The sequence below is a fragment of the Brevibacillus borstelensis genome (assembly GCF_003710865.1).
GTDB classification, from domain to species: Bacteria; Bacillota; Bacilli; order Brevibacillales; family Brevibacillaceae; genus Brevibacillus; species Brevibacillus borstelensis.
In genome coordinates this window covers 1-13,112 of sequence record NZ_RHHO01000008.1, presented here as the reverse complement: position 1 = coordinate 13,112, position 13,112 = coordinate 1, and the positions used below count along the sequence as shown (strand labels likewise).

14 protein-coding genes are annotated in these 13,112 nt (G+C 53.0%); 10 read left to right on the top strand and 4 right to left on the bottom strand.

The features are described 5' to 3' along the window. Positions 1-93 precede the first annotated feature (93 nt). Positions 94-1,095 (bottom strand): metal-dependent hydrolase, encoded by a 1,002-nt coding sequence (locus EDM54_RS03850; RefSeq protein ID WP_003391566.1) that lies wholly within the window; start codon positions 1,093-1,095, stop codon positions 94-96. 212 nt (positions 1,096-1,307) lie between these two features. Between EDM54_RS03850 and EDM54_RS03845 the strand changes: the two genes are divergently transcribed. Next, positions 1,308-1,598, top strand: a complete 291-nt coding sequence (locus EDM54_RS03845) for an MFS transporter (protein ID WP_122957812.1) — start codon at positions 1,308-1,310, stop codon at positions 1,596-1,598. Between the two features lie 24 nt (positions 1,599-1,622). Next, the gene (gene mutY, locus EDM54_RS03840) at positions 1,623-2,735 is read left to right on the top strand and encodes an A/G-specific adenine glycosylase (protein WP_122957789.1); all 1,113 of its coding nucleotides are present in this window, start codon (positions 1,623-1,625) and stop codon (positions 2,733-2,735) included. Between the two features lie 27 nt (positions 2,736-2,762). On the opposite strand, the gene EDM54_RS03835 is transcribed toward mutY, so the two are convergent. Both EDM54_RS03835 and EDM54_RS26365 read right to left on the bottom strand, forming a co-directional pair. Continuing rightward, the gene (locus tag EDM54_RS03835; protein WP_003391572.1) at positions 2,763-2,921 is read right to left on the bottom strand and encodes a YrzI family small protein; all 159 of its coding nucleotides are present in this window, start codon (positions 2,919-2,921) and stop codon (positions 2,763-2,765) included. Positions 2,922-3,055: 134 nt separating this feature from the next. Then, complete coding sequence (locus EDM54_RS26365) at positions 3,056-3,211, bottom strand: hypothetical protein (protein ID WP_170208397.1); 156 nt, start codon at positions 3,209-3,211, stop codon at positions 3,056-3,058. 513 nt (positions 3,212-3,724) lie between these two features. Here EDM54_RS26365 and EDM54_RS03830 point away from each other — a divergent pair. Beyond that, on the top strand, positions 3,725-5,692 hold the full coding sequence (locus EDM54_RS03830) for a methyl-accepting chemotaxis protein (RefSeq protein ID WP_122957788.1): 1,968 nt from the start codon (positions 3,725-3,727) through the stop codon (positions 5,690-5,692). 198 nt (positions 5,693-5,890) lie between these two features. On the opposite strand, the gene yfhS is transcribed toward EDM54_RS03830, so the two are convergent. Next, positions 5,891-6,115: a mother cell protein YfhS gene (gene yfhS / locus EDM54_RS03825; RefSeq protein WP_003391578.1), complete on the bottom strand. Its 225-nt coding sequence runs from the start codon at positions 6,113-6,115 to the stop codon at positions 5,891-5,893. A 194-nt stretch (positions 6,116-6,309) separates the two neighbouring features. On the opposite strand from yfhS, the gene fabL reads away from it, so the two are divergent. From fabL to EDM54_RS03790, 7 genes are all read left to right on the top strand, one after another. Next, the gene (gene fabL, locus EDM54_RS03820) at positions 6,310-7,068 is read left to right on the top strand and encodes an enoyl-[acyl-carrier-protein] reductase FabL (RefSeq protein ID WP_024984700.1); all 759 of its coding nucleotides are present in this window, start codon (positions 6,310-6,312) and stop codon (positions 7,066-7,068) included. A gap of 126 nt (positions 7,069-7,194) precedes the next feature. Continuing rightward, on the top strand, positions 7,195-7,608 hold the full coding sequence (locus tag EDM54_RS03815) for a GNAT family N-acetyltransferase (RefSeq protein ID WP_003391582.1): 414 nt from the start codon (positions 7,195-7,197) through the stop codon (positions 7,606-7,608). Positions 7,609-7,655: 47 nt separating this feature from the next. Further along, entirely contained in the window at positions 7,656-8,192 is a 537-nt protein-coding gene (locus EDM54_RS03810) for a DUF402 domain-containing protein (protein ID WP_003391584.1), read from the top strand. Between the two features lie 128 nt (positions 8,193-8,320). After that, complete coding sequence (locus EDM54_RS03805) at positions 8,321-10,105, top strand: ABC transporter ATP-binding protein (protein ID WP_024984698.1); 1,785 nt, start codon at positions 8,321-8,323, stop codon at positions 10,103-10,105. 20 nt (positions 10,106-10,125) lie between these two features. Continuing rightward, entirely contained in the window at positions 10,126-11,334 is a 1,209-nt protein-coding gene (locus tag EDM54_RS03800) for an MFS transporter (RefSeq protein WP_003391587.1), read from the top strand. A 138-nt stretch (positions 11,335-11,472) separates the two neighbouring features. Further along, a complete protein-coding gene (locus EDM54_RS03795; RefSeq protein ID WP_122957787.1) occupies positions 11,473-12,759 on the top strand; it encodes an MFS transporter in 1,287 nt (428 codons plus the stop codon). Between the two features lie 49 nt (positions 12,760-12,808). Beyond that, the gene (locus EDM54_RS03790; RefSeq protein ID WP_003391591.1) at positions 12,809-13,039 is read left to right on the top strand and encodes a hypothetical protein; all 231 of its coding nucleotides are present in this window, start codon (positions 12,809-12,811) and stop codon (positions 13,037-13,039) included. Positions 13,040-13,112: the final 73 nt, after the last annotated feature.

The following is a 13,112-nucleotide window of genomic DNA, read 5'->3' as shown; positions in this document are numbered from 1 at the left end:
ACCTTTCGGAAAGGGTCAATTTATTCTTTTTGCATCGGGTCAGATTGGGCAAATAAAAAGCGCCTGCCCGAGAGCAAGCGCTTTGCTTGACGATTATCCCATTTGAATTTCTTTGTCCGGATCGAGCTTTTTGGCAAGCTGCTCTTCCCCGCGATGAATCCAGCCCACGAACGAGTCGCGGATATTCATATCGTTATCCAAATAGACCACGGCTACGAACATATAATGGCTTTTTCCGGAATACCTGGCCCGATAACGCAGATCAAACCATCTTACTTCGTAGCCAAACGGCTGCTTTCTGGTCTCGACATGCGCATGACGCACAAAGGAAAGAAACGCCTGTACCTTCTTGTCAGTCTTGGCGACGGCAATCAGTTCATTCTCCGGCTTGATGGTGAAAACATCCAGGATACTGACCTCGCCGCCGTGGACTTCCCCGACGTACCAATGCTGATTTGTCTGGACGACAAACGTCCACTGATTCCAGGAGAGCGTAGGAATGACTGTGTAGGTTCCCGCTTTGCCGATGTATGCGCGAACCGCTTCGGTCGTTCGTTTGTTCACTTGCCAGCGCCAGAAGTAATACGGAATAAGCGACAGATACACCCATAAGAAAACATGTCCCGGATCAGCCCCCGCGCCCCACAGCATCAGGCCGGTCACATGGGCGGCGAAGATAAACGGATCGAAAATAAAAATGACATTCCAGGCGATCCACTTGTTGTGAAACGGATACAACCCTTTTGTTCCGTAGGCGTTAAACAGATCGACGAATACGTGGAGACAGACAGCGACAAAAATCCAGCCGAGCAGGTGCAGCCAATGAACTTGCGGGGAAATGGCCTGCACGAGGGCGAAGACCGCGGCTGTCCAGATAGACAGCGCCGGAATGGAGTGAGAGACTCCACGGTGGTGGCGGATGTAAGCGGCACTTCCTCGAATACGGGTGAATCCATCCAAGTCAGGTGCTTGTGAACCGATGACGGTTCCGATCATGACCGCCTCTGCCAATCCCGGTGTCGAAGCCACGACAGGATCAAGATGGGCGAGACCGGCCAAGCCGAAGCCCATTGCAAAGTGCGTTGCAGTATCCATGAGGTGCGGATGCTCCCTCCTTTTCGTTCGGGCAAAAATATGTTGCCGCATCAAACGCGGTAGCGCATCTTGAGAGTGCCTCCATTGAGGTTTCTTATCAGTTATTATAGCGTGTTAGATGGGAAAATTCCCTTTTCGGCTGAAAAAAAGTATCCTTGTTCCTTTGGAAATGGGCAGGTATGATGAAAGGGACCGGAAAGGAGAGGGGCAACGTGCTCATCGTTTTCATCGAATACAAAATCGAAGAATCCATGCGCGACCAGTATCTTCGCCTATTGGCAGAAATACCGGACAGAATCGGCGAGAAGGGAGCGCGTGAATACCGCTGCTGGGAAGGATATGACCAGCCCGGATTGTACGTCGAAGCCTTTCATGTAGAGAGTGTCGAACAATACGAAGCGATAAAAGCATGGCGACTTGCCGATCAGGACTTCTGCGCCTGTATAGCGGGAGGGGCAGCCAAATTGCACGTATGGGCGTTTCAGCCTGTCCAATTGGCGTGAGAAAAGGAGTTTGTGCAGACAAGTATGGCAGGAAAGCAAAAAAAAGCATTGACGTATACACTACCCGAGGAATTTCATGTTTTTGGATTCTCACGCGATCTGTTGGCCTGGTACGACGGCCAGAAGCGTGATCTCCCCTGGCGAATCAATCGGGACCCGTACCGGATCTGGGTTTCGGAAATCATGCTGCAGCAAACGAGAGTCGAAACGGTAAAACCGTATTACCAAAACTTTATGGAAAAGTTCCCGACCGTAGAGGCTTTGGCCGACGCACCTGAGGAAGAGGTGCTGAAGGCATGGGAAGGGCTGGGGTATTACTCGCGTGCCCGCAATTTGCAAAGCGCTGCCCGGGAGGTCAAGACCCGCTACGGCGGCGTCGTGCCGGACAAGCCCGAAGAAATCGCGACACTGAAAGGAATCGGTCCGTATACGGCGGGCGCGATTCTCAGTATCGCCTACGAAAAACCGGAGCCGGCCGTGGACGGCAATGTCATGCGCGTTTTTTCGCGTCTGCTGCTCATGACCGATGACATTGCCAAACCGGCAACGCGGATAAAAGTCGAGCATCTCGTCAGACAGGTCATACCCGAAGGCAGAGCGGGAGATTTCAATCAGGCGCTAATGGAGCTGGGCGCGCTTGTGTGTGTGCCGAGGACTCCGCAGTGCTTGACGTGCCCGGTGTTTGATTACTGTCTGGCCCGTCGCGAAGGCGTCCAGGAAGAACTGCCGGTAAAAGGCAAGGCGAAACCGCCGCGCCCCGTCAATCTGCAGGTAGCCGTTGTCCGGCGCGGGGATCGCGTATTGATGAACAGGCGGCCGGAGCAGGGGCTGCTTGCCGGGATGTGGCAGTTTCCGATGGTGGAAACCGATGCAGACACGCCGTCAGTCAAGCAGCAAACACTGCTGGATGGCTTGAGCAGCCGTTTTGGCCAGGATGCGGAGGTGCTTGAGCCATTGATGGAGGTGCAGCATACGTTCTCGCATCTGCATTGGAACATGGAGGTATGGCTTTGCGACTGGATTGACGGAGGGGAGCTCCCTTCCGATGCCCGTTTTGTTACCCTGGAAGAGATCTCGTCCCTCGCGCTCCCTGTTGCCCATCAAAAAATTGTGGAAAAGCTAAAAAGCGACCGCTGATGGTCGCTTTTTTTCGCTATTTATGGCTTACCAGCGGCAGTATTCAGGGAACTGGGCCGCCTGAAGCAAGCGCTTCTCTTCCCATTCCCGGATGAATTGCTCCTGCTGGTAACGCGCCTCGACTTCCTCTGGAGACAATACACGCTTCTCGATGATAATGCTGAAGAAAATCATTGGAATATACATGGTGCTACCCCTCCTACAGGGACGAATATAGTCAGTCAGCCGCCTTCTATCGATTTGACTCCTGTGAATCTCATTTTCTGACGGCGAATTTTATTTCTCATCTGACATCCCTCCTTGGTTATCCTTTCAAAGTCTTACCCGCGAATCGCAAAATCAGGGTACTGGGCAGCTTGCATCGCTTGCGCGTCTGCGCGTTCTTGCAAGTAGCGTTCACAGTTGTACTCAGCCATGCGCTGTGCAGCGTTGTTACGCTCGATTTTGATCGTGAAGAACAAAAAGTTGACTACCATCTCGAATCACCTCCTCTCAAGGGGAAAATGGATATAAAAAGACCGCGGGCCAGGGCCTACGGTCTTTGTAACGAAGAAAATGGGAATCAAAAAGACCACAAGCTACAACGCCTGCGGTCTGGTATGCAACGAATAGGGTATGAGTAAGAAAGGCAGTTCTTACAATGCTACAATTCGTTCGTCCAGGAGGCGCTGTCATATGAAGTTTTGGAAACCAATGCTAGATCGAGTGCTGCGATAGTTACCATCATCATGTTGTTTGCCTCCTTCCTTAAAATGGTTGATAAAAATCGTACTCTTAGAATATGGCAAATTTTTCTCATTGTAAAGGACTTTTTGCCGAAAAAATAAAAGAAAATAAATTCTGACAACAAATTCAGCAATTTCAGTCAGATCAAATTTTTTATATATGCTTACAAAATATATGGAGGTAATTAGTATTTTTATCCAGTTTTTCATTTCAACGAAAAGGGTAGATAGAAGAGGACAAAAGAGACAAAGGGGCGTTCGCCATTGCGGAAGAGGAAGACATCGGTCAGAACGAAATTGATAGCGACATTTGCAGCGATACTGATGATCCCGACACTCGTACTGGGACTGCTATCGTATCAGAGCGCAAAGGAACAGCTCGCAGAGCAGCTGCTGAGCGCAGCTCACGAAAACGTGCGGCTGGTTGACGAGCTGCTTGAGCGAATGCTTACCGCACAAGAGCAGTCGATTCATTTCTTTGCCGAGACAACAGGGGAAAGTCAACTGGCACCCGGCCAGCTTGCCGCTCTGAAGCAACGATTAAAAAGCTTTCTTTCCACCCATAAGGAGGTGGGCGAGATATACATCGGGACAAAGACCGGCATTATGCTGATGGGATCGGATACGAAGCTGCCGGATGGATACGATCCGCGAACGAGGCCCTGGTATCAGGCGGCCATGGCAAATCCGAATGAGCCGATTATCATCGATCCGTATGTAGATGCGGCATCAGGCAGCATCGTCGTCGGTATTGCACAGGCTCTGACAGACCGCTCGGGTGTAATCGGGATGGATTTGCACCTCGGTACTTTGGAGGGGACTGTCAAGCAAGCGAAGATCGGCGAGACGGGATACGTCGCCATTTATGACAAAGCCCGCCGCATTCTCGTCCATCCTTCACTCAAGCCAGAGGAGGAAAACAAGGAGCCGTGGATGGACTCCTTGTATGCGGAAGAGACGGGGCGGTTTGATCTTGCCGACGCTGGTGAGTCGGCAGGTGCTGTTTATGTGACGAACCGTCAAACTGGCTGGAAGCTGATGGGGCTGATGTATCAGGCAGAGGCCGATCGGGTAGCCAGCCCGATTTTCCAGAAGACGCTGTGGATTACGGCAATGGCGCTGGCTCTCGGGAGCGTGCTCGTCTTTGTCATTTTAAGAAGGATGCTTGGCGCACTCAAGCGCTTGACTGCAGCAGCAGAACGCATGGGTCAGGGAGACATTTCCCAGCAGGTAACCGTTGAAGCCGAAGACGAATTCGGCAAGCTTGGCCACAGTTTTAACCACATGGCGCAATCGTTGCGAACATTGCTTGCCACGATCAAACATTCGGTAGAGCAATTGGCTTCGTCTGCAGAGGAGCTGTCAGCCAGTGCAGACCAGACGAGCAAGGCAACGGAGCAGATCGCCACGACGATCCAGGAGATGGCCGTCGGAGGGGACCAGCAGGTGCAGCACACACAGAAAAGCTCGGAAGCTTCGGAGCAGCTTGCACAAGGGATCGACCAAATTGCCAGCTATGCGAGCCAGGTGTCCTCTGCCGCCCGGCAAACAGCCCGGCTTGCCAGCGAGGGCGATCAATCGGTTCAGGAAGCTGTTCTGCAGATGAAAGCCTCCAATCAAAGCATTCAGGACTTGGCTGAAGTGATACAGAGCTTGGGCGGCCGTTCCCAGGCAATCGGCAGCATCGTGGAGCTGATCGCCAATATTGCCAAGCAAACGAACCTGCTCGCCTTGAACGCTGCGATTGAGGCGGCACGGGCAGGCGAGTCTGGACGCGGTTTTTCAGTCGTGGCTGATGAGGTCCGCAAACTGGCGGAACAGTCGTCGGATTCCGCCCAGCAAATCGCCATGCTGATCCAGTCAATCCAGTCAGAGACGCAAACAGCCGTCGAAGTGATGAAGCGAAGCCGTGAAGAGGTGACTGCCGGGATCGAGAAGGTTTCCATTGCTGGACAGTCCTTTGACCAAATCCGTATATCTGTCGGGGAAGTAGCAAAACAAATCGGCGAGGTTTCCGAAGCGACCCAGCGCATGTCCGCCCGTACCCGTCAGGTAAGCGAATCCATTCGCAGTATAGCGGAGCTGTCTCTACTCAGCTCGGAGGGTACACAAAGCGTGTCTGCAGCAGCGGAGGAACAGCTCGCATCCATGGAGGAAATCGCCTCGTCTGCGGTGGAACTGGAGAAAATGGCGGCTCATCTGCAGGAGCAGGTCGCCCGCTTTCAGACATAAAAAAGATGCAGGGCCGGGGATTCCTCGGCCTTTTCTGCTTGCTGCCAGCCGAAAAGCTTTAGCTGCTGCACGGGCCCCAGGTTTAGACCCAAAACATGAAAATCAAGCCGATCATTGCCGCGAGACTGAAAGCGACGATCGCAATAATGGCGCCGAGCTGTCGGTTCCTGGTTTTCACTGAAACTGACCTCCCTTCGTTTAGTCGTAAATGGGGGCAGAAGAATGATCCCAGCCTCCGCCGTCTCCGCCGACAGGACCTCGGGATTCCAGCTCTTTGATGATTTTGGCGTGCATGGAGGTTCCTTCTGCGTTCAGATAGGCAGCCAACTGCGACATCGAGTGGTGGTAGTAAAGCAATTCATTCAACTCCCAGTCGTCCAGCGATGTCATCGTTAATTCGGACAAATCTCGGCCAATATACATAGAAATACAGTCCCCTTTCCGCTCAAACCGTTCTTATCGTAGTATGGCTGACCTGACTCGTTTCCATCCCGGACGGAGCGGGCTTCTGTCGTTATGTCTTTTGACGGGTGGCAATTGCCAAAGCGGAGATGTATAATAAGTACGAAATATTTAGTACCTGATATTAATAGTTGGTGTAGCAGGAGGGTAACCTTATGAATACAACAAAAAAGGTGGCACTGGTGACAGGGGGAACGCGCGGGATCGGCAAAGCGATTGCATTGCAGCTCGCCGAACAGGGCTATGATCTCGTCTTGAACTATTTGCGGAACCGTTCCGCCGCCCGGGAAGCGGCAGCAGAGCTGGAGGCAAAAGGGGTTCGCGTCCATTTGGTCAAAGCCAATGTCGGGGATGTAGAAAAAATCAAAGAGCTGTTTGCGGAAATCGACCGTGAATTTGGCCGTCTCGATGTATTTGTGAACAATGCAGCCTCCGGGGTGCTGCGTCCTTTGATGGAGCTGGAGGAGAGCCACTGGGACTGGACGATGGATATCAACAGCAAAGCGCTTCTGTTCTGCGCCCAGGAAGCGGCGAAATTGATGATCAAGACCGGCGAAGGCGGAAAGATCGTCAGCCTTTCCAGCCTGGGTTCGATCCGGGTTCTGGACAATTATACTTCGGTGGGCGTATCCAAAGCGGCTGTCGAGGCGCTCACCCGCTATCTCGCAGTAGAATTGGCGCCGCACAACATTGTCGTAAACGCAGTGTCGGGCGGTGCGGTTGATACGGACGCGCTGCGCCATTTCCCTAACCGGGAGGAACTTCTCGCGGATTCTGCAAAGCGCACGCCTGCGGGACGGATCGTGGAACCGGAGGACCTGGCCAATGCGGTCATGTTCCTTCTTTCCGACAAAGCATCGATGGTTCGGGGACAAACCCTGATTGTCGATGGAGGCATTTCTCTGCTGACATAATTCAAAAAAAGCCAGAGGGGATCGGAAGGCAAGCAAGCCTCCACCCCTCTTTTGCATCTTCATACGGAGACAAACTTGTCCTTTTTGGTGTACAATAGAAAAAGAAGGCATCGAAGGAGGCAACTTATGCTGATTCGTCCGTTTCGGCTCGGTGACTATTCCGCAATTACTCGCATTTGGCAAGAAACCGGTTTGGAGGAACAAGAAGCAGAGTCGCTGAATGATCTGGCCAAGCAGCTTGCATGGGACAGCGATCTGGTAATGGTAGCAGAAAAAGAGGGTGAAGTGGTCGGTGTGGTTGTCGGTACCATTGACGGGACACGGGCTTATTTTTACCGTTTGGCAGTTCTCCCCCGCTTGCAGGGTGCAGGTATAGGCCGGAAACTGGTGGAGGCGATCGAGAAGCGCTTCAAACAGCGTGGGGTCAATCGCGTCCTGATTATGGTGAATCAAGGCAATCCTGAAGTACTTCCTTTTTATCATTCACTTGGCTATGAGATGCAAAAATATGTTACACTTTCCAAAAAGCTCTCTTCCTAAGGGAGGCTGTCCCCATTCAGATAGAGAAGAGAAGAAAGGGGAGGGTCATGTCGCCAGCTCCGGGCTCCATTATCCGCATTGAAAGCTATAAACACGACCACTCCCTGCATCGCATCTGGGATAAGACGACACTAATCCACACCAGTGATGCAGTAGTGATTGGCGGCAACGATCGAGTAAAAGTGACAGAGTCTGACGGCCGGGAGTGGCGTACACGTGAGCCGGCAATCTGCACGTTTGGTCGCGGGCAGTGGTTTAATACCATCGCCATGATTCGGGACGATGGGATTTACTACTATTGCAACATCGGTTCCCCGTTTAGCCTGAAGGGGAATCTCTTGAGCTACATCGATTACGATCTGGACGTAAAGGTGTTTCCCGATATGACGTACACGATTCTCGACGAAGAGGAGTTTCTCTTGCACGGCAAGCAGATGAATTATCCGCCTGTAGTCGTTGAGCGCGTACAAAGCGCATTGCGGGAGGTGCTGGAATGGGTGCGTCTGAGACGAGGCCCTTTTCAAAACGGATTTGTCCAACGCTGGTATGAGCGCTACCTTTTGGTGCGTGAGGACGAGGAATAATCCCTTTCCCGATTGACGGGGGAGGGATTTCCTTGTTTGGCGGCCTGCTTTCGGGTTTTCTATGAATGGCAAAAATAAAATCCGGCAGGTTTTCGATTAGACGGAGCATGTAAAAGGAGGAACGGGCTTTGAGTATCCGTCGCTACATGAAGTATGTAAAGCCGTATGCCAAGCAAATTATCGGGACGATTTTTATCGGCATCATCAAGTTTTCCATACCGTTGCTCCTGCCGCTGATCATCAAGTATGTAATCGACGATCTATTGCCCAGTCCGATGCCCCAGTCGGAAAAGCTGACACATCTGTTTTGGCTGATGGCAGGAGCGTTTCTCGTTTTTACTGTAATCCGCGCCCCTGTGGAATACTATCGTCAGTACTTTGCCCAATGGGTGTCCAGCCGCATTTTGTTTGACATCCGCAACCAGCTGTTTGATCACCTGCAGCGACTGTCGATGCGCTATTACAACAATCACAAGACGGGCGAGGTCATTTCGCGGGTCATAAACGACGTCGAGTCGACGAAGAGCTTTATCGATACGGGCTTGATGAATCTGTGGCTGGATCTGATCACCATCGGGATGACGCTCGGGGTGATGATTTACATGGACGCGGAGTTGACGGTAGTGTCCATCCTCGTTTTCCCGCTGTACGGATTTTCCGTCAAGTATTTCTACAAAAGGCTGCGTCAGTTGACGCGGGAAAGATCGGCAGCGCTGGCTCATCTGCAAGGCCATCTGCACGAGCGGATCAACGGGATGTCGATGATTCGGAGCTTTGCTCTCGAAGAGCATGAAAACAAACAGTTTGCCAAAGAGAACGATCATTTTCTGAAGAAGGCGCTGGCGCTGACACGCTGGAATGCAAATACGTTTGCCGTTGTCAACACGATTACGGATATCGCCCCGCTGCTCGTCATTTCTTATGCGGGCTATCAGGTCATCAACGGCACGATGTCGATCGGGACACTGGTCGCTTTTTACGCATACCTGGACCGTCTCTATACACCGCTGCGCCGTCTCGTGAACTCCTCGACGACATTGACGCAAGCCGTGGCTTCGATGGACCGGATGTTTGAATTTATTGATGAATCCTATGATATTACAGACAAACCCGATGCTGGCGTGCTCCCCGTCAATCCGGAGACAGGCAGAATTCGCGGGGAGGTTCGCTTTGAAGACGTTTCGTTTCGCTATCGGGATGAAGGGCCGCTGGTGCTGGAAAAGATAAACCTGACGATTCGGCCTGGCGAAACAGTAGCCATCGTCGGGATGTCGGGGGGAGGCAAGTCTTCCTTGATCAGCCTGCTGCCCCGCTTCTGGGATGTGACGGAAGGGCGCATTACCGTTGACGGCGTCGACATTCGGGACGTCAAGCAGCAAAACCTGCGCAGCCATATCGGCATGGTGCTGCAGGACAATATTTTGTTCAGCGAATCGGCACGCATAAATATCATGATGGGCAATCCGGATGCAACGGAGGAAGCCGTGATCGAAGCGGCCAAGGCTGCCAATGCGCATGACTTTATCATGGACCTGCCGGAGGGCTATGACACGGAGCTTGGCGAGCGTGGTGTAAAGCTGTCCGGGGGGCAAAAGCAGCGGATCGCGATAGCCCGCGTCTTTTTGCGGGACCCGGGCATTCTCATCCTGGATGAAGCGACTTCGGCGCTCGATCTGGAGTCGGAGCATATGATCCAGGAGTCGCTCGCCCGCCTGACTAATGGACGGACGACAATCATTGTGGCGCACAGATTGTCGACGATCACCCACGCGGACAAGATCGTCGTGATGAAAGAAGGACGAATTGTGGAACAGGGTCGCCACGAAGAGCTGCTGGAGCAAAAAGGCGTGTATCACAATCTGTGGCACGTGCAGGATCTGGGCACTCCCGGCGAGCAGCAGCCGGCCTTGTAAGAAGGAGGGGGGAAGCGCCAATGGAATCTTGGCGACGCAACTTATACGTACTGTGCGGGGCTCTTTTTGTCGTGATGATGGGAATGAGCATGATCATGCCGTTTTTGCCGTTGTACATCCAACAGGATTTTGGCGTCGAAGACCCTCATGAAGTGACTGCCTGGGCAGGAGTCATTTTTGGCGCCAACTTTTTGACGGCTGGTCTCGTTTCTCCGATCTGGGGCAATCTGGCTGACAAGTACGGGCGCAAAATCATGATTTTGCGCTCCGGCTATTTCATGTCCATCATAATCGCAGCGACTGGCTTTGCCAACTCCCTGTGGATGCTGCTTGGCCTCAGGCTGTTGAACGGGATGGTTGGCGGTATTATCCCGGCGAGTACCGCCCTCGTCGCTTCTTCAACGCCGAAGGAGCAGATTGGCTGGGCTCAGGGACTTCTGCAATCCTTTATTACAGCAGGGTCCATCATGGGTCCGCTGTTTGGCGGGCTTTTGGAACCACGTATCGGGTTTCGGATGATATTTGTCGTTACAGGCTCCCTGCTTTTACTGGCTACACTCGTGATCACCTTTACGGTAAAAGAGACGTTCGTTCCGCCGGAAGAAAAGGAGCGGACCAGTCTGCGCGATGATTTTCGCATGATTTTTTCATCCAAGAAGCTCCCTGTTCTGTTTTTTGTGACGGTCATGATTCAGTTTGCTCTCTTTAGCATCATCCCCATCCTGCCAGTCTACATCGGTATTCTCTTGGGCAGTGCGGGCAACGTAGCCCTCTGGGCGGGGATCGTCCAAGCCGCGATGGGAACGGCAAATGTGCTGGCAGCTCCTCGTTTGGGCCGTTTTGGCGACCGATTCGGCTCGCAAAAAGTGCTTCTCGGCTGCTTGCTGGTTGCCGGACTGTTGTTCATCCCTCAAGGCTTTGTCACCGCCGTATGGCAATTGGTGCTGCTGCGCTTCCTTTTGGGCTTGTCGCTCGGAGGACTGCTCCCATCGGTCAATGCCTTGCTCCGCCGTGCCACCCCGACTCATATGGTCAGCCGGGTCTACGGATACAATAACAGCTTTGTCAGCATCGGAAGCATGCTGGGGCCGATGATCGGCGGCTTTATGGCGGGCTACGTGAGCATCAACGGCGTTTTCTGGATGACCAGTGCGTTTTTGCTCATCAATGCAGGCTGGGTATACTTCAGCTTTTTCCGGAAAAAGGAAGTCTTGCAGGAAGGGACCTGATCAAGTAAGATTGATTTACATAACACTGTTCGTGAAAGGAGTATTCCTCCATTGTAAACCTCTTGTCGGCTTGTTCACCCAAACAGAAGCTATCAAAAGCATAATTTGTTTGGAAGACCGACAGGAGGTTTATTTGTCATGTTCACAAAACGGTATTGGCTGCTGTTTTCCGGGCAGTCTTTGGCCAATCTTGGCGATGTATTTTACGTGGTGGCAGTCGTATCAGCCGTGTACGTCTCGACCCAATCGGCTCTTTACACGGGGGCTGTCCCGATTCTCTTTGTCGCGGCACAAACGCTCAGCGGATTGCTCGCGCCGCTGTTCTTCAGGCGGGTCACGCTGGCTGGGGCCTTGCTTGCTTCGCAAGGGTTGAAAACGATACTGCTCGGCCTGCTCGCGTTGTTTCTCAGTTATGCAAGTGCGGCGGACCAGCAGCTCGGTACGGGAAAATTGCTCCTTGTTTTTGGCTTTGTCTTTGCCAACGCCTTTTTGGACGGCTGGGCTTCCCCTGCGCGAAATGCCATGGTTCCGTCATTGGTGCCGCGCGACGGCCTGGTAAGGGCGAATGGACTGATGGCGACCTCTGACCAGACGCTGCAGTTTGCCGGTTGGGCGGCTGGCGGATTGCTGGTGGCTATGCTCGGATATGCGCATGTGCTGTGGGGAACGTTTTTTGCCTATGTGGCAGCTACGCTTGCGGTTTGGCCGCTTGGAAAAAGCGTCGACAAATCCACCGCCACCACACCCGACAACCCCGACAAAGCGTTGAAAGGCGCTGTGCAAGAGCATGATAACGCAGCCCAGTCCTGGACGACTGGCTGGCGTCTGATCACAAATCAGCGGCCGCTGCGGCTGCTCGTGCAGATGGAAGTGCTGGAAGGCTTGGCAGGAGCCGTCTGGATGGCCGCCATCCTGCTTCCTTACGTTCATACGGTACTTGAGAGAGGCGAAGAGTGGTGGGGATACATCAATGCTGCCTACATGCTGGGCTCGGTCGCTGGCGGAGCTGTAGTGCTGGCTTGCGCTGATCGCATGCGCACGCGGCTCCTGGCTGCTGTTCTGACAGGCACGCTGTTCTCCGGGCTGATCACGCTTTTGTTCGGTCTTGGCACATGGGCGTGGAGTGCGCTTCTTTTGTCCTTTGCCCTCGGCCCTTTTTACCAGCTCCAGCAGGTAGCCAAGCAAACGATGCTGCAGGAAGCGTCTCCGCCTGCTTCCCTGCCGCTCGTACTGTCAGCCAAGGGAACATTGGACTCGGTTACGTTTGGTTTATCCGTACTGATCATGGGGGGACTTGCCGATTTGGCCGGTGTCCGCTCCGTATATATACTCGCCTTTGTCCTGCTCGGCACATCGGCTGTTGTCGGAATAAAGCTGCGAAGAAATGGAGCATTTTCCGCTCAAGCCGAATGGAGTGAAAAATAGAAAAAGCTGAGGTGTTTGCCCCAGCTTTTTTTTAAGGGAGTGAGTCTGGATGACGGGAAAGACCAAAATACATGAGAGTCAGCCTGCAGGCAATCCCCCGATAGCTGATCAGCCTGTCAATCCGCTGCTGGAACAGGCCCAGGCAGCAGAAGGAGGGGGACCGCCAAAGCCAGTGGATATGCGCTCCATGCCGAAATGGCTGAGAGTCTTTGGCTATTCCTTTCTCGCTGCATTCTTTCTCCTTGTTCTCCTGCTACTTGTCTCCAGCGTGTTGACTTGATGGAACCGTTGCTAGTTGGCCCTTGTTTAATAGGCCCTTGTCCTAAAGGGCCTCAGGCTGTCGAGAAAGTCGA

What these genes read in the sequence shown, in the direction of transcription:
- EDM54_RS03850 (WP_003391566.1), bottom strand. Translation starts at nt 1,095, where the DNA reads ATGGATACTGCAACGCACTTTGCAATGGGCTTCGGCTTGGCCGGTCTC.
- mutY (WP_122957789.1), top strand. Translation starts at nt 1,623, where the DNA reads ATGGCAGGAAAGCAAAAAAAAGCATTGACGTATACACTACCCGAGGAA.
- EDM54_RS03835 (WP_003391572.1), bottom strand. Translation starts at nt 2,921, where the DNA reads ATGTATATTCCAATGATTTTCTTCAGCATTATCATCGAGAAGCGTGTA.
- EDM54_RS26365 (WP_170208397.1), bottom strand. Translation starts at nt 3,211, where the DNA reads ATGGTAGTCAACTTTTTGTTCTTCACGATCAAAATCGAGCGTAACAAC.
- yfhS (WP_003391578.1), bottom strand. Translation starts at nt 6,115, where the DNA reads ATGTATATTGGCCGAGATTTGTCCGAATTAACGATGACATCGCTGGAC.
- fabL (WP_024984700.1), top strand. Translation starts at nt 6,310, where the DNA reads ATGAATACAACAAAAAAGGTGGCACTGGTGACAGGGGGAACGCGCGGG.
- EDM54_RS03815 (WP_003391582.1), top strand. Translation starts at nt 7,195, where the DNA reads ATGCTGATTCGTCCGTTTCGGCTCGGTGACTATTCCGCAATTACTCGC.
- EDM54_RS03810 (WP_003391584.1), top strand. Translation starts at nt 7,656, where the DNA reads ATGTCGCCAGCTCCGGGCTCCATTATCCGCATTGAAAGCTATAAACAC.
- EDM54_RS03800 (WP_003391587.1), top strand. Translation starts at nt 10,126, where the DNA reads ATGGAATCTTGGCGACGCAACTTATACGTACTGTGCGGGGCTCTTTTT.
- EDM54_RS03795 (WP_122957787.1), top strand. Translation starts at nt 11,473, where the DNA reads ATGTTCACAAAACGGTATTGGCTGCTGTTTTCCGGGCAGTCTTTGGCC.
- EDM54_RS03790 (WP_003391591.1), top strand. Translation starts at nt 12,809, where the DNA reads ATGACGGGAAAGACCAAAATACATGAGAGTCAGCCTGCAGGCAATCCC.